This window comes from Providencia zhijiangensis (assembly GCF_030315915.2).
Taxonomy (GTDB): domain Bacteria; phylum Pseudomonadota; class Gammaproteobacteria; order Enterobacterales; family Enterobacteriaceae; genus Providencia; species Providencia zhijiangensis.
In genome coordinates, this window is the sequence record NZ_CP135990.1 from 2,601,991 (window position 1) to 2,618,322 (window position 16,332).

Below are 16,332 nucleotides of genomic sequence, written 5' to 3' on the forward strand. Positions count from 1 at the left end.
AGATGGCCTCATTGCCATCTCCTTCACTTTATGCAGTGGTTTCTTCTTGCGCCAATGCGGATTTTGGTAACCCAAAAATTTTGTCAAATGCCCAGTTAAAGAAAAAGGTATAAATCGGGATAAAGATAATCAGGGCAAAATCTAAAATAAGCGCCTGCCAGAGCGATATTGATAGCCACCATGCAATCAGTGGGATCAAAAATACCACCAGCGTTAGCTGGAATAACACCGCATGGGCGAAACGACGTCTAAATGTTCTAATTCTTGATTTCTGCTTTGATTCCCAATATTCAAATGCCACATTGAAAATAAAATTCCATGTCACCGCTATCGTGGTGATCACCAGCGCTAAAGGCCCCGTGGTTCCCGCGGAATTCCCCGAAAGAAAAGCCAGTGCCAACGATGAAATCATCCAGCCAATGACTTCGTAGCTCGTAATAAAAACCACTTTACGTTTAATACCTTGCATTTTTTATCTCATATTCTGTTTGCCGAAGACTGGTAAATTAAATCAACATTAATGATAATAAAAGTCAGCTACTATCAACAAAACTGAAAGGTCTAAGATGCCATTTAATAGCGAAAACCTGATGATTTTTCTCACCGTGCTCGATAAAGGCTCTTTTTCCGCAGCGGCTAGATCGCTGCATAAAGTCCCTTCCGCGGTTAGCATGGCGATTGCCAACCTTGAAGCTGAACTTGGTTTTTCGCTGTTTGAGCGCCATACGCGAGAACCCAAACCTACAGAACAAGCGCTTTCCCTCGCCCCTTATGCCCGAAATATTGTGGATAACTTGCGTCAGTTGAATGTTTTCTCACGGGAACTTACCCAAGGCGTGGAAAGCACGCTCACGATCGGTGTGGCTGAAGGGGTTAATCCCAATGTGTTAGTTGATGCCTTGAATACACTGAGCCAACGTTACCCGTTGATGCATGTGGAGCTGATCACTGCGCCTCAAGACGATATTTTGCCGTTACTGCACAGCGAACGTCTTCAGCTAGCTATTGCCTTTGGTGGGTTATATGTCAATGCTCAGGAACAATTCGAATGTATTGGTTATGAATCATTAACAGCGACCATCAGCACCGATTACCCCTCTAATAAACCGAATAATGCGCTGTATATCGAAGATCTCGTTCAAACACGCCAAATTATTGTCGCGAGCCCTCACCATCCTATCAGTGATTTTCGCTCTATCGTTTCTAGCCATTATTGGCGCACAGATAGTTTCACGATGGCGTTAGATTTGGTTAAAAGAGGGATGGGTTGGGGAAATTTACCCGCTTCATTAATCAAAACTGACTTAGAGGCAGGTTTACTCAAGCGTTTAGAATTTAAAAACACCCCAAATGGCTTAGTGCTTCCTGTCCATGTCGTCTGTTTAAAAGGCCAAGTACTCAAACGTGGCGCTCAAGAGTGTATAGAGCTTTTAAAAACGAATATGTACTAATAATTTTGAGTCATTTCAGGAGTAGTTCAATCCCCCCTCCAAAAGTCGGGTAAATCTCTATTTACATCATAAATATAGGTCCCATTCGCGATACGACACTTTTGTTGGTGAATTATGTTTGTTGATCAATTGTGAAAATCACTTGATATTGCCAATGCTTTTAAAGATAATAATTATCAATATCATTCTTATTGACAACAAAATTTCTGTGGTGAACAACATGACCAAGCCACTTTCTGACATTATTGAAGAAACCACAAAATCAACCTCATTGACTGATTTTGCTGCTAAAAATGGGCTTATTGAAAGTCAAAAATTATTAGGTGCATCAGGCAAAATTTCCATTGAGCACCGAGGTGAAATTTATCAATTGCGCCAAACTCGCACAGGTAAATTAATTCTGACCAAATAGTTTTTAGTCTTCACAACGTAGTTTGCATTAAAAAGACTGTTTGTTTCAAAAATACAATTAGCTTTAAAAACACAATTAGCTTTAAAAACACAATCTATCTCGCAAGCCACCTAAGTCGTCATACTAGGCAGCCAGCTTAACTCTATACATCAGGACACAGTTTCTTATGGTGTTTATTACGGGCTTTGCTGCTGTAAATCTGGATAACCTCAAGGCGAACTTTCGAACCCTATCATCGCTTGTTGGGTTCAAATACCCCTTTTCCCCTATTCCGTTGAAAGCGTCTTTGTCTCAACACCCTATAAACACGCCATAACGCTCTGATGATAAATCTGTTTTTAACGGTGCATCGCACTCATCAAAGAGTTAACAATTTTTAGGGAGTATCACCTGTATGTCTCAAGTATTACGCTTATCTGTGCTGGCGAGTGCCTTGCTGCCTCTAATGGCAACCGCACAGACTGAAAAATCTCCAACTAACAATAATCATTTAACTAACAGTCACCACGATGTGATGACGGTTTATGCCACGGGTAATGAGCGAGATAGCTTTAATACGCCGATGATGGTTACCGTCATTAAAAATGATTCACCAGAAACCAAAACAGCCAACAATGCTAACGATATTTTGCGCAAAGTGCCGGGTATTGCACTCACGGGAACTAGCCGCACTAACGGCCAAGATATCAGCATGCGCGGTTTTGACCGTCGTGGAATTTTGACGCTCGTCGATGGCGTTCGCCAAGGTACAGATACTGGGCACATTAACGGCACATTTCTTGACCCTGCGCTTATCAAACAAGTAGAAATTATTCGTGGTCCGTCCGCGCTTTTATACGGCAGCGGCGCTATGGGTGGCGTGATTGCTTGGGAAACCGTGAATGCGAAAGATTTACTGCGTGAAGGTCAAAACCAAGGTTTCCGTGTCTTTACTCAAGGCGCAACAGGGGATCACAGCTTTGGCTTTGGCGGCTCCGCTTTTGGTAAAACCGATGACTTTGACGGCCTATTCAGCTTTGTGACGAAAGAAAGCGGTGATGTTCGTCTTGGCGGCGGCGAAAAAATGGATAACAAAGAAACCATTGCCAATATGCTCGGTAAAGGAACATGGCAGCTGGATGATGCACAAACCCTGTCTGGGCAGATTCGTTATTACAATAATGATGCCTATGAGCCAAAAGACCCGCAACAACTCGCCACCAGCAAAGATAATAAACAGGTTAACCGCACGACGCGTCAGCGTGACTTGCAAGCCACCTATCAGTTAAATCCAGACGATAATTCATGGCTCAATTTAAAAGCGACTCCGTATTACTCTGATGTGAATATCACATCCAAAGGGAAAGAGTCTAACTACGAAGGTCGCAGCCAAAAAACGTATGGTATCAAGTTGGATAACCGCTCCGATATCTATGAGTTACCACTCGCTGCACATAACTTCACCTACGGTACTGAAGCATATCGACAAAAACAGACCCCTTACGCTGGCACCACTCAGTTCCCTGATGCAGAGATCACCTTTGCCGCTGGCTTTATTCAGGATGAAATCACCTTAAAAGATTTACCTGTTTCCTTCATTTTGGGTACCCGCTATGACAACTACAAGTCCACCGCTAAGGGCAATAAAGATGTCAAAGAAGATCAATGGTCATCAAAAGCGGCGGTGAGCATCACGCCAACCGATTGGTCAATGCTGTTTGCGTCATACTCTGAAGCCTTCCGTGCCCCAACGATGATGGAGATGTACAACGATTCTCTTCACTTCAAAGGCGGCCCTATTTCCAACTATTGGCGCCCTAACCCAGACTTAAAACCTGAATCCACACGTACTGCGGAATATGGTTTTGGTTTACGTTTTGATGACTTACTTATGGCTCGCGATAACCTGCGCTTCAAAGCCAGCTATTTCGATACGAAAGCCAAAGATTACATTAACACCTACGTCAATACAGACCGTGTTAACTGGAATAATAACTACACCACATCCATCAATACCAAGCGTGCCAAAATTTGGGGAACGGATGTGTCATTGGATTACACCACCGACTACTTTGCGTGGGGGCTCGCTTATAACCACACAGTCGGCGTCAATGAATATACTGGCAAAGCCATTGAATCCATTAAACCAGACTCGCTTACCAGCAACCTCTCCGTTCCTATTGCGGACAGCGGTTTCTCTGTAGGTTGGTTAGGTGAGTTCACTACCCATACAGATTTCGATAAAACATCCAAATTGAAGCAACAGCCGGGCTATGCCGTTCATGATTTCTATCTAAATTATCAAGGAAATGGAAGTCTTCAAGGGTTAGGTACCAGTGTTGTTTTAGGAAATGCTTTTGACAAAGAGTATTACTCCTCTCTGGGGATTCCCCAAGATGGTCGTAATGCTAAGCTGCTCGTCAGCTTCCAATGGTAATTCGCACTATATTGGTAATTCACACTACATAAAGGAGAAACCTGTGAATTCAGCACTTTTCGAACGTTATCAACAAGCCAAAGCAGATAATAAAGCTAAGTATGCGAGAGATCTCGCCGCTTATCTGAATGTTTCTGAAGGGGAATTATTACATAGCCGTGTTGGGCGTGATAAGGCTAAACGCCTGAGCATTGATGCGCCAACGTTATTAACTGCTTTGGAAGCTGTCGGTCCAGTCAAGGCTATTACCCGTAATGAGTATGTGGTCCATGAGCAAGTCGGTCGCTATGAAAATGCTAAATTTAGCCCTCATGGTGGTTTAATTCTCAATCCACGCGCACTGGATTTGCGTATGTTTTTCTCTCATTGGGACAGCATTTTTGTGCTCACTGAAGAGGCAAAACACGGTGAACGCCATAGTATCCAATTCTTTGATAAACATGGCGATGCACTGCACAAAGTGTATACCACTGATGAAACCGATATGGATGCATGGAATGCGCTTATCGAAAAATACACCACCAGCGAAAACCCACTGTTAGCGGTTGAAAAAGTGCAGCCACATCACGCACAACCAATCAGCGATGAGCTAAAACAACAGCTTGACCAAGAGTGGCGCAATATGACGGATGTTCATCAATTTTTCATTTTATTGAAGAAGAATAACTTAAGCCGTCAACAAGTGTTCCGCGCAGTCAGTGATGATTTAGCTTGGCAGGTGCCAAATGATTCATTCAATCAGCTGGTTAATACTGCTTTCGCTGATCAAAACGAAATTATGATTTTCGTGGGTAACCGTGGATGTGTGCAGATTTTCACAGGCAAAATCAAACGTTTGATGCCACATCAAACTGAAGGTTCTGACATCAAATGGCTGAACATTTTCAACCCTGATTTCACCCTGCATATGATTGAAAATGGCGTTGCAGAATGTTGGGTCACTCGTAAACCAACGGAAGATGGATTCGTTACCAGCCTTGAAGTGTTTGATGACCAAGGCAACCAAATCGCACAAATGTACGGACAGCGCACTGAAGGGACGCCAGAGCAAGAACACTGGCGCCAGCAAGTCATGTCCCTGCCAAGAATCTAACACAGGTATTTGACGATGAAACAATGGCTTCTAATGGTAATCACACTGGCAACCTCGTTGGTTGCCCATGGCGCTGACCGCTTAGTGACACTCGGCGGTGATGTAACTGAAATAGTCTATGCGCTTGGCGCACAAGGCAGTCTGGTTGGGCGCGACAGTAGCAGTTTACATCCAGAGCAAGCAACTAAATTGCCCGATGTCGGCTATATGCGAACACTGAATCCGGAAGGCGTACTCTCTTTGCGTCCAACGTTGGTGCTCGCCAGTGAGCTTTCCCAACCTTCAATCGCATTAACCCAAATTGAAAAAAGCGGTGTTAAAGTGGTCAAAGTGACCGGAAAACCGAAATTAGAAGCCATTCCTGAAAAAATTACCACCATCGCTAATGCGGTGGGTTTACCCGAGAACGGAAAAAAGTTAGTCGAACAATTTAATACCGAGCTACTTGCCGTTCCAACCAGCCCTTTGAATAAAAAAGTGGTTTTCTTGATGAGTCATGGCGGCGTACAGCCGATGGCAGCAGGGCAACAAACTGCAGCAGATAGCATGATCAAGGCCGTTGGTGCACAAAATGCCATGCATAATTTCACCAGTTACCGGCCGCTTTCCCAAGAAGGTTTGATTTACAGCCAACCCGACCTCGTTGTCGTGTCTGAACAAGGAGTGAAATCACTCGGTGGTATTGATAAGGTTTGGGAATTACCGGGGTTAGCACTCACTCCGGCAGGAAAAAATCGCGCGCTTTTAGTCGTGGATGATACTGGAATGCTGAGCTTCAGCTTAAGTACGCCCAAGGTCATGCAGCAGTTAAGAGAGGCGTTAGAAAAAAGCGAATGAGTCGTTTTAAGCACCCTTTATTTAAAATTCTGATGTTATTGGTGCTACTGGGGGCAGTCACGGTGGCTGCCTCTACCGCTGGCGCAATTAACTTACCTTTAAAAGCGCTTTGGTTTGCACCATCAACCGATCCTGACTGGCAAATTTGGCTCACTATTCGTCTACCAAGAGTGTTACTCGCCATTTTAGTGGGGCTGGCTTTAGCGGTTTCCGGTGCGATGATGCAAGGGCTATTTCGCAACCCTCTCGCCGACCCAAGTTTATTAGGGATCAGTAGCGGAGCTGCATTGTGTGTGGCCGCATTCATCATTTTACCGTTCTCCTTACCCACATTAATGCTCAACTACGGTCATCTGGGTGCAGCATTCGTTGGCAGTCTAGCGGTTTCGCTGATCATTTTTAGTCTCAATCGTATGTCTAATGGTAATTTGGCACGGCTGCTATTAGCAGGAATTGCCATCAATGCCCTGTGTATGTCGCTCATTGGGGTACTAAGTTATATGAGTAATGACCAACAATTACGCACATTTAGTTTGTGGATGATGGGGTCATTAGGCAATGTGAATTGGACATCGTTAGCAATTGCCGCCAGCGTGATTATCCCTACGTGCTTACTCTGCTTATGGCAGGGCAATACGCTAAATATTCTACAATTAGGGGATGAAGACGCGCACTATTTAGGGATAAATGTTGAGCGTAGTAAGTTTATTTTATTATTCCTAAGCGCTTTATTAATTGGCTGTGCCGTTGCCATGAGTGGTGTGATTGGCTTTATCGGGCTCGTTGTCCCTCACTTAATCCGTATGACATTGGGGCCAGATCATCGTTGGCTTATTCCTGGTTCTGCCATAGTGGGTGCTTGCTTACTCTTAGCAGCTGATACCCTTGCTCGCACTTTAGCCGTTCCCGCAGAAATCCCCGTGGGCTTATTAACGGGTTTGATTGGCGGCCCTTACTTTTTATGGCTCATACTGCGCCAACCTGCAGGAAGGATCTAACGGATGCCCAATTTACTCGACGCTAGAAACCTCAGTTATCGTATTAATAACCGAACATTAATCGACGATATCAGTTTATCTATACAACAAAATCAAATGGTGGTGATCATTGGTCCTAATGGTGCCGGCAAATCCAGTTTATTGAAATTGCTCACAGGCTACACTTCTCCCTCTCAAGGTGAATGCCAGCTAGAAGGTCGCCCACTACCGGAATGGGAGCCTCAAAACCTGGCTAAAAAACGCGCTGTAATGAAACAACATAGTCATTTACAGTTTGCGTTCAGTGTTGAGGATGTTGTGGCAATGGGAAGAACACCTTACGGTTCTGAACATAAGCAGCACGCCATTGATATTGCTATGGAACAAACCCATTGCACCCCACTACGCCATCACGATTATCGCCAATTATCCGGTGGTGAACAGCAGCGTGTTCAACTTGCTCGAGTGTTAGCTCAGTTATGGCAACCAGAGCCAACGCCAGCCTGTTTATTTCTTGATGAGCCCACTTCAGCCCTTGATTTATATCACCAGCAACACAGTTTACGACTTTTGCATCAGCTTACCCGTGAAAGGCCGCTAGGAGTTTGTTGTGTACTGCATGATTTGAACCTCACCGCGCTCTATGCCGATAAAGTGTATCTTATTCATCAAGGGAAATTAGTGGTGGCTGGAACGCCACAAGAAGTGTTAACTACCGAGAATTTGACTCGATGGTATCAAGCTGATTTAGGGGTTCAGCCGCATCCTGAAACGGCAACCCCCCATGTGTATTTACGCCATTAATAAATAGCCGCGGCTTTCATCATGCTATATTTCATAATGAGGGCCGCGACTTAACATCATAATAAATTAAAGTATTTATTAGGCTTAGGTGGTAGTGGTAACTGCTTAGCATCAATCATATCAAGAGCATTGCGTTCAAGCCCCGTACATAACGCATTCAGTGGCAAACTGTTATCTAATACATCGAATGGGTCTTCCAATTGTTCCGCTAATGCATCCCACGCTAAAAACGTATAGGAAACAAACACGGAAACCAAAGGCGTCATATAATGTAAATCCCCCACCAGTGCAAACGGTAATAATGTACAAAATAAATAGACCGTACGTTGCAGGATCAGTGTATAAGCGAAAGGGATCGGCGTATTCGAAATACGTTCACAGCCGCCTAAGACTTCAGATAACCCGTTCACATCTTTATTGATGGACTGAAACAGAACATCACTGATCAGATTGTTATCTCGTAATGCCCCCACACTCAAACCAATATGCATAAGAATTCGGCTGGTGGGAAAAGGGCTTTTAATGACATCTAAAAAAACATCCCGTGGCAATAAACGATACAAATCGATATTTGGGTTAGTGCGTCTAAGTTCGTGATTTAAGCTCCAACTAAACGCAATCAACAAATTAGCAAATGTGCGATGCGCTTCAGGATCATTCGGTAATAATCCTTTTATGTTTCTTAAAATATTACGTTGATTGGTTAATATTGCGCCCCAAAGCGTTCTTGCTTCAACTAAACGGCTGTAGCAGGCGTTATTACGGAACCCCAAAAAGATAGCTATTGCTATCCCTAATAAGCTAAATGGGGCTATTGTCAGATGTATTCCTAATTGCTCGTACCATTGATAGATTAAAATAGCGACAATGGACATCATAATATTAAGCGATAATCTAAAGGTGATTTTAGACAACACGGAACCGTGCCAGTCGAACAACCTAAAGAACCAGTGTTGATGCGGGCGAATGACCATAAATTAATAATAATTGAAAGGATAGTTATGTGTGATGATTATCACATAAATTATTTCGGCAATCCATATCTTGATGAGTTCATCGATTTACTCATCTTAAGCTAAATAGTTTAGTAATAAACTATTTTATTTTTTATCTATTCTATCATTTATTTATTATTTTTCGTTTTTTTAAGATTTCAGGTATTGACTCAAATTTATTTATAATTAACTTTACCTAGCCAATACTTGAATTTGAAATACTTATTTAATTTAAAATTAATTAATCAGCAAACTAAACAATTGATATACAGCATGCGAATATAATCAATTGATTAATTTATGCCTATATTTTGATTAAATATCAGTTAACTAGCATTGAACTAAGTCAAATCCTTAAGAAACCCTTAATATTGGCGATAATATTACCGTTATCATTTAATAATCATTTAAAAAATGATTAATATAATTCCAATTATAAAAAAATTAATAAAATCTTAATTTATTAAGAATGGTTGCTTGTTTATGAAAAAAACAGAATATTTTCTAAAAAAATTCCGTGCGCTAATCATGAGTGACAAAAGTTATCTCACGAATAAATTTATTAAAAAATTAGGGTATTACCCTAACTTTAATGCACCGAAAAGCTTTAATGAAAAAGTGAATTTCCGTATGATCCATGACCGAAATCCACTGCATAGTCAATTCGCCGATAAACTCGCGGTGCGCGACTATGTTACACAAACTATCGGACAAGAACATATCGTTCCTATTCTCGCCACTTATCAACATGTGGATGAAATAGATATTACGAAACTGCCCCAACGCTTTGTATTGAAATGCACCCACGACAGCGGCAGCAGTATTATTTGTACCGATAAATCCCGCTTTGATTTGCAAAAAGCCAAAGACAAATTGTCATTCCATTTACTCAAAAATCTCTATTACATTACTCGCGAGCGCCACTATAAAAATATTCCTGCGCAGATTATTTGCGAGGAATATATCGATTTGTTTGAGCAGAAAAAAAGAAAGCTGGTACCCGAAACCTGTCGTATTCACTGCTTCTCTGGTAAGCCCGCTTACGCAGAAATCGATTATACCGACGAAGATGGTACTGAGTTTATCAATATTTATGATACAGACTGGCAATTGCAGCCTGTGAGCTTTGGTTATCCTCAAATGCTAGAACCGGTCAGTAAGCCAACCCAATTTAGAGAGATGCTAAGATTGGCTGAAATTTTGGTGACACCATTTGATTATTGCCGAGCTGACTTTTTAATGGCAGAAAACAAACTCTATTTTAGTGAACTCACCTTTGCACCCAATGCGGGACGTACCGTGATCAGCCCACTCTCTTGGGACTTTAAACTTGGGGAGCTGTGGGAGCAGAAAATCACAACGCCAAACATGCTTCATTCACGCCAACCTGGGCTTGCTTTCGCCAATCTCAATAAGAAAAAATAGCCATAAAAAAACGCGCTACTCATTCAAGATAGCGCGTTTTTTTGTTTTCATTGCTAGTAGCGAGCGATTTACCCAACTCAGTCAATTTGCCAATCCGATCAATTTACCAACACACTAGCCTTACGACGTAAACTTGCAATCAGCATATAAATTGCCGTCACTAATAGCACAATAAAGAAGAAGTTAGTTAACCCGCTATGTTGTTCTAACAAAGTACCCGCCGCGATAGGCCCCATCGCAGAGCCCACACTGTAGCTAAATAACATCACTTGGGTCGCTGCCACAATAAATGACGAATCCAAGTTATCGCACGCTAAAGTGATCGCAATCGGATACAAGGCAAATGATGACATTCCTAGTAAAGCTAGTGCCACAATCATCACCACATAGTCTGATGAGATGTAAATCATGCCCATCGCAAAAACACCTAGCAATGACACCATGGCCAATAATAAGGTTTTGCTCATCATTACCGACAGTTTACTGATCACTGGCTGAATTAACATGCCACCCAAAATAATGGATGCCATCAGAACGCCAACTTGATCCGTTGTAAAATTATCTTTCTTCAAAGACAGTGGCATTAGCCCATAAATGGTTCCCATCACAATACCGGATACCATACAGCCTATAATGGCGGGCTTACTTAAACGAGTGATCTGCTTAAATGATAATTTTTGATGCAAACCACTTGCCGGTTGCCCTTGGCGTACCAATAAAGGCGGTAAAACTGCCACAAGCAGTAAACCGAGTACCACAATAAAGGGAACGACTCCCTGAGTACCAATCATACCAATAGCGAGCTGCCCGAGTGTCGTTCCCCCATATAATGAGGTCATATAGAAACTCAGTCGTTTTGCGCGCTCTTTTGGGTTATCGCCAATCAATAACCAAGATTCTACCACCACGAAAATCCCTGCTACCGCAATACCCGCAATTAAACGGTTTGGTAGCCAAGCTTCAATCGTCGGTGTCCATGGCAGTAAAACAACCGTTGCTGCCAACATTAATAGGAAACTAATAAAGGAGAGACGATGACCAATTTTTGCGATCACGGGCTCAATCATCATTGAGCCAATTAATAAACCAATATAGTAGGCACTCGCTAACCAGCCTGCATATTGCGTATCAATGCCAAAGCTGCCCATTGATAGCGGGATTAAGCTCATCAGGTAACCTGAAGCAATAGCAAATAACGTTAAGCCTGCAACAGGTACAAAGGTATTGTCGCCTTTACGCATTAACATGGTGGACATTTTCACGTCCTACTCTCCAAAAAATAAGGTAAATATTGTGCGCTGCAGACGTCGATAATCACGGCAAAATTATTCATGAAAATGAATATATTTTAGCGACTAGTGCAGTGATGAAATTAAATAGATGAGGCTAATTTGAGCGCAATATAGATCTTTCAAGACGGGAATAACAATGAGAAAAACTAATGATGACTAGTAAATTTATTTATGTGATAAAAATCACGTTTTTTTATGCAGTAAAAACCCCTAAAAAATCGCCATAAAAACAATCAAAACCTTTATTATCAATTAGATAAACAAATAAAACTAAAACTCCTATCGTTACTTTTTGAAACACAATTCCTTACTCCTATTCCCTCTTTCAAAATATATTTATCACTTTTCTTAAAAAGAAATCTATTCAAAACTAATTTTGCTAATTAATTAGCCTCAAGCTTATCAATATACTTAATTAGTGGTATTCATTACTCAAACACCCATTTTTATAAATTATTATCTTACTTTAATAGTTACCTTCTAATTGCCTTTCTATTGTTTTTGACTGTCTTTTGATCGCTTTCTAATAGTCTTCTAACTAGTTTTTGCTGTGGCAAGGCGGCAAATGAGCTAATCCCTAGGAGCATACACAAGTATGTGACTAGGGTTAGCGAGTGAAGCCAACACAGCCACAGTGAAAACTAGGACGAAGACAACCGGCGCCATAAAGTCGTTCTACTGATACCTAAATACTCCGCCACCGCCTTACGATCCCCATTAAACCTTGCCATCACTTCCTCTAGCGTCTCGGTTACTTCCCGAGACTTTGCCGGATTTACTTCTGTTCGCCTTTCTGGTGATAGCATCTTGAGCATGTCTGGGTTGATGCTTTTATCTGCATAGGCACTACAATAGAGCGCGACACGCTCCATTAAGTTACGTAATTCTCGTACATTGCCTGGCCATGAATAGGAGAGAAAAAAGTCTCGACAACTGAGAAGTTGCTGAACTCTAAAGGCAGGAAGCGGCAGTTGTAACCCGGCAAAAGCGAGTTTCAATAATCGTTCTGCCAGCGTGAAAATATCCTCGTTACGCTCTGATAATGCGGGAACTTTCATGCGAAGGACACCTAGGCGATAGAAAAGATCGCCACGGAATCTGCCTTGTGCTACCCATTCATCCAAATCACAGTGGGTTGCACAAATCACACGAACGTTAACCTGTAGAGGTCGATACCCCCCAACTCGTACCACGGAACGTTCTTCCAACACGCGCAATAACCGAGTTTGTAACGCTATCGGCATCTCACCAATTTCATCGAGAAAAAGGGTTCCGCCATTCGCTAATTCAAACAGCCCTGCACGCCCGCCACGGCGTGAACCAGTAAATGCGCCTTCTTCATAACCAAACAGTTCAGCTTCCAGTAATGTTTCAGGAATGGCACCACAGTTAACCGCCACAAACGGCATTTGCTGTTTACTGCGTTTTTGCTGATTAAACAAACTGTATTCGTGATGAATAGCTTGCGCCACCATCTCTTTCCCCGTGCCACTTTCACCTTGTATCAACACCGTAGCATCTGAACGGGCATACAACATAATGGTTTGACGAACTCGCTCCATTGCAGGCGACAAACCAATCAGGTCATTAATCGTGTGTCTAACTTTTGCTGTATTCTGCTGAGGGTAACGTGATTGTTCAGTTACATGGCGATGGGATATTCTGCTGAGTTCGATAGCATCAGAAAAGGCTTGTCGAATGGTCTGTGTAGAGTAGATAAAAATCCCTGTCATACCCATTTCTTCAGCGAGATCCGTAATTAATCCCGCCCCCACAACAACGTTTACCCCCATGGCTTTTAGTGCTTTTAGTTGTGCTCGAGCATCTTCGGCAGTGACATAACTGCGCTGTTCAATCTGTAATCCAAAACTATGTTGAAACTGCTCTAACGCAGGGATAATTTTTTGATAGCTAATAATGCCGACTTTATGGCTAATTTCCCGAGCCTTCGCCAAGGCCTGCATCACATCAAAGCCGTTAATATTCACAATAATAACGGGAACTGAAACATGACTTTTTAAATAAGCCCCATTAGAGCCTGCGCTAATAATCGCGTCACAGTGTCCTTTTTTTAAACGGCGACGAACTTCTTCTGCGGCTTGCTCAAAACCGATATTCAGTGGAGTGATGTCTGCTTGTGCACTAAATTCAGGGCTAATATCACGAAATAACGTGTAAAGACGAGACACTGACACCGTCCAAATAATGGGCTTTTCCATTGTTCTTCTCCACTGAGTTTGCTCTGCTTGGGTTTGCTTAGCACTTTGATGTTTCACCTTTGTTTCATGAAACAATACATCGACCCAATGAAACACACCAATCCATTGATTAAAAAATGGCTTTCTTGTCACATAAAAATAAAAATTTTTATCCTATTGATATTTAAGGATTAATAATAATTTCTATTTTTCCTTCCGTACTGGCACGTCAATTGCTATCTAACTATAGTTAATAAAGTCACATAGTTAGTGAAAGTCATTTACAACTGATTAACCAACTCTGAGGTGTTTATGTCTAGCCGTTCCGCAGGTCAAAAGTTTCGAGATGCCGTTAACAGTGAATCCCCTCTTCAATTGGTCGGCACTATCAATGCAAACCATGCACTTCTAGCTCAACAAGCTGGCTATAAAGCCATTTACTTGTCTGGTGGCGGCGTTGCTGCTGGCTCATTAGGGATCCCCGATTTAGGCATTTCTACGCTGGATGATGTGTTGATTGATATTCGCCGAATTACTGATGTCTGTGATTTGCCGTTAATGGTGGATGCGGATATTGGCTTTGGCCCCTCCGCATTTAACGTAGCCCGCACCGTCAAATCGGTGGCGAAAGCAGGTGCTGCTGGGCTGCACTTGGAAGATCAAGTTGGCGCAAAACGTTGTGGTCATCGTCCTAATAAAGAAATTGTGTCGACTCAAGAGATGGTTGACCGAATCAAAGCCGCTGTCGATGCCAGAACAGATGAAAATTTTGTCATTATGGCACGCACTGATGCGCTAGCCGTTGAAGGGCTTGAGGCCGCTTTAGAGCGAGCAAGTGCTTACATCGAGGCGGGTGCCGATATGCTGTTTCCCGAAGCGATTACTGAGTTAGGCATGTATCAGCAATTTACTCAACATACGCAAGTGCCTGTATTAGCTAACTTAACTGAATTTGGTCAAACGCCGCTATTTACTTTGGATGAGCTACGAAGTGTTGGCATCGCCATCGCCCTGTACCCACTTTCTGCTTTTCGCGCTATGAACAAAGCCGCTGAACAGGTGTACACCACCTTACGCCAGCAAGGCACTCAGAAAAATGTCGTGCCACTTATGCAGACTCGTGAAGAGCTCTATAAATCCATTAATTACTATCAGTATGAAGAAAAACTGGATGCATTATTTTTACAAAATAAAAAACGCTAATTTCTTTCCAATCACTCCATAAACCGTGAATAGAGCAAGTTGTAATCTCCTCTGTCCCCTACAAGGAATCAATGATGAATGAGCAACTTAAGAGTATAGGATTCAAACCTAAAAAATCAGTCGCCTTATCAGGTGTTACCGCAGGCAATACGGCACTTTGTACCGTAGGTCGAAACGGTAATGACCTCCACTATCGGGGCTATGATATCCACGATTTAGCCACTCAATGTGAGTATGAAGAAGTGGCCTATTTACTGATCCACGATAAGCTTCCTAACCGCACAGAGCTGGCGGCGTACAAAGAAAAACTTAAGCCTTTAAGAGGCTTGCCGACGAATGTGAAACAAACCTTAGAATCCATCCCTGCGAATACTCACCCGATGGATGTCATTCGCACTGGAGTTTCAATGATGGGTTGCGTGTTGCCAGAAAAAGATCTGCATACCGTCGCTGGCGCTAAAGATATTGCCGACCGATTACTCGCCTCTCTGGGTTCCATTTTGCTGTATTGGTACCACTTTAGTCACCATGGTCGCCGCATTGAAACCATGACTGACGATAACTCCATTGGCGCCCATTTTTTGCATCTGTTACACGGTAAAAAACCGCCAGCTCAGTGGGAAAAATTCATGCATATCGCCTCTATTTTATATGCAGAACATGAGTTTAACGCCTCAACATTTGCCGCTCGCGTGATTGCCGGAACAGGCACTGATTTCTACTCCGCAATTACCGGTGCCATTGCGGCATTAAGGGGACCAAAACATGGCGGTGCCAATGAAGTTTCATTAGAAATTCAGCAGCGTTATGCCTCTATCGAGGAAGCTGAACAAGATATCGTGGCTCGAGTTAAAAACTCAGAAGTCATTATCGGCTTTGGCCACCCTGTTTACACCTTGGCGGATCCTCGCCATCCCATCATCAAATCCGTTGCTCTACAGCTTTCAGAGCAAAGTATGAATCGGCATTTGTACACCATTGCCGATCATATTGAATCGGTCATGAAGCGTGAGAAAGGCATGTTTCCTAACCTCGATTGGTTCTCTGCTGTGGTTTATCACTTAATGGGCATTCCGACTGCAATGTACACTCCATTATTTGCTATCGCGCGGATTGCCGGCTGGTCAGCTCATGTGATTGAACAACGCCAAGATAATAAAATTATTCGCCCTTCAGCAAACTACACGGGCCCAGAAAATAAGCTTTTTGTTCCCATAGAACAGCGCTAA

General features: G+C 42.6%; 14 protein-coding genes. 10 read left to right on the top strand and 4 right to left on the bottom strand.

The window, feature by feature from the left end:
• Positions 1 to 28: 28 nt before the first annotated feature.
• Positions 29 to 469, bottom strand: coding sequence for a PACE efflux transporter (locus QS795_RS11980; RefSeq protein WP_154602585.1), 441 nt, complete (start codon positions 467 to 469; stop codon positions 29 to 31).
• A gap of 97 nt (positions 470 to 566) precedes the next feature.
• Here QS795_RS11980 and QS795_RS11985 point away from each other — a divergent pair, with 97 nt between their 5' ends.
• The 7 genes from QS795_RS11985 to QS795_RS12015 all read left to right on the top strand — a co-directional run bounded on the left by QS795_RS11985 (position 567) and on the right by QS795_RS12015 (position 7,990).
• Positions 567 to 1,451, top strand: coding sequence for a LysR family transcriptional regulator (locus QS795_RS11985; protein ID WP_286269021.1), 885 nt, complete (start codon positions 567 to 569; stop codon positions 1,449 to 1,451).
• A gap of 220 nt (positions 1,452 to 1,671) precedes the next feature.
• Complete coding sequence (gene hemP, locus QS795_RS11990; RefSeq protein ID WP_154602583.1) at positions 1,672 to 1,863, top strand: hemin uptake protein HemP; 192 nt, start codon at positions 1,672 to 1,674, stop codon at positions 1,861 to 1,863.
• Between the two features lie 394 nt (positions 1,864 to 2,257).
• Positions 2,258 to 4,279, top strand: a complete 2,022-nt coding sequence (locus tag QS795_RS11995) for a TonB-dependent hemoglobin/transferrin/lactoferrin family receptor (RefSeq protein WP_286269023.1) — start codon at positions 2,258 to 2,260, stop codon at positions 4,277 to 4,279.
• 43 nt (positions 4,280 to 4,322) lie between these two features.
• The gene (locus QS795_RS12000) at positions 4,323 to 5,372 is read left to right on the top strand and encodes a hemin-degrading factor (protein ID WP_286269024.1); all 1,050 of its coding nucleotides are present in this window, start codon (positions 4,323 to 4,325) and stop codon (positions 5,370 to 5,372) included.
• A 15-nt stretch (positions 5,373 to 5,387) separates the two neighbouring features.
• On the top strand, positions 5,388 to 6,209 hold the full coding sequence (locus tag QS795_RS12005; RefSeq protein ID WP_318626510.1) for a heme/hemin ABC transporter substrate-binding protein: 822 nt from the start codon (positions 5,388 to 5,390) through the stop codon (positions 6,207 to 6,209).
• Complete coding sequence (locus QS795_RS12010) at positions 6,206 to 7,207, top strand: FecCD family ABC transporter permease (RefSeq protein WP_154627387.1); 1,002 nt, start codon at positions 6,206 to 6,208, stop codon at positions 7,205 to 7,207. The genes QS795_RS12005 and QS795_RS12010 overlap by 4 nt, the downstream gene beginning before the upstream one ends.
• Positions 7,208 to 7,210: 3 nt before the next feature.
• A complete protein-coding gene (locus QS795_RS12015; RefSeq protein ID WP_154602579.1) occupies positions 7,211 to 7,990 on the top strand; it encodes a heme ABC transporter ATP-binding protein in 780 nt (259 codons plus the stop codon).
• A gap of 56 nt (positions 7,991 to 8,046) precedes the next feature.
• On the opposite strand, the gene QS795_RS12020 is transcribed toward QS795_RS12015, so the two are convergent.
• Positions 8,047 to 8,964, bottom strand: coding sequence for a bestrophin family protein (locus QS795_RS12020; protein WP_154602578.1), 918 nt, complete (start codon positions 8,962 to 8,964; stop codon positions 8,047 to 8,049).
• A 504-nt stretch (positions 8,965 to 9,468) separates the two neighbouring features.
• Between QS795_RS12020 and QS795_RS12025 the strand changes: the two genes are divergently transcribed.
• Positions 9,469 to 10,410, top strand: coding sequence for an ATP-grasp fold amidoligase family protein (locus tag QS795_RS12025; protein WP_286269028.1), 942 nt, complete (start codon positions 9,469 to 9,471; stop codon positions 10,408 to 10,410).
• A 98-nt stretch (positions 10,411 to 10,508) separates the two neighbouring features.
• Here the strand turns inward: QS795_RS12025 and QS795_RS12030 are convergent, their stop codons facing one another.
• Both QS795_RS12030 and prpR read right to left on the bottom strand, forming a co-directional pair.
• Complete coding sequence (locus tag QS795_RS12030; protein ID WP_181478785.1) at positions 10,509 to 11,651, bottom strand: MFS transporter; 1,143 nt, start codon at positions 11,649 to 11,651, stop codon at positions 10,509 to 10,511.
• Positions 11,652 to 12,343: 692 nt separating this feature from the next.
• Positions 12,344 to 13,921 carry a propionate catabolism operon regulatory protein PrpR gene (gene prpR, locus QS795_RS12035; protein ID WP_286269170.1) on the bottom strand — a complete coding sequence of 526 codons (1,578 nt, stop codon included), beginning with the start codon at positions 13,919 to 13,921 and terminating at the stop codon, positions 12,344 to 12,346.
• 291 nt (positions 13,922 to 14,212) lie between these two features.
• Here prpR and prpB point away from each other — a divergent pair, with 291 nt between their 5' ends.
• Positions 14,213 to 15,103 carry a methylisocitrate lyase gene (gene prpB, locus QS795_RS12040; RefSeq protein WP_286269029.1) on the top strand — a complete coding sequence of 297 codons (891 nt, stop codon included), beginning with the start codon at positions 14,213 to 14,215 and terminating at the stop codon, positions 15,101 to 15,103.
• A 71-nt stretch (positions 15,104 to 15,174) separates the two neighbouring features.
• Positions 15,175 to 16,332 carry a bifunctional 2-methylcitrate synthase/citrate synthase gene (prpC, locus tag QS795_RS12045; protein WP_286269030.1) on the top strand — a complete coding sequence of 386 codons (1,158 nt, stop codon included), beginning with the start codon at positions 15,175 to 15,177 and terminating at the stop codon, positions 16,330 to 16,332.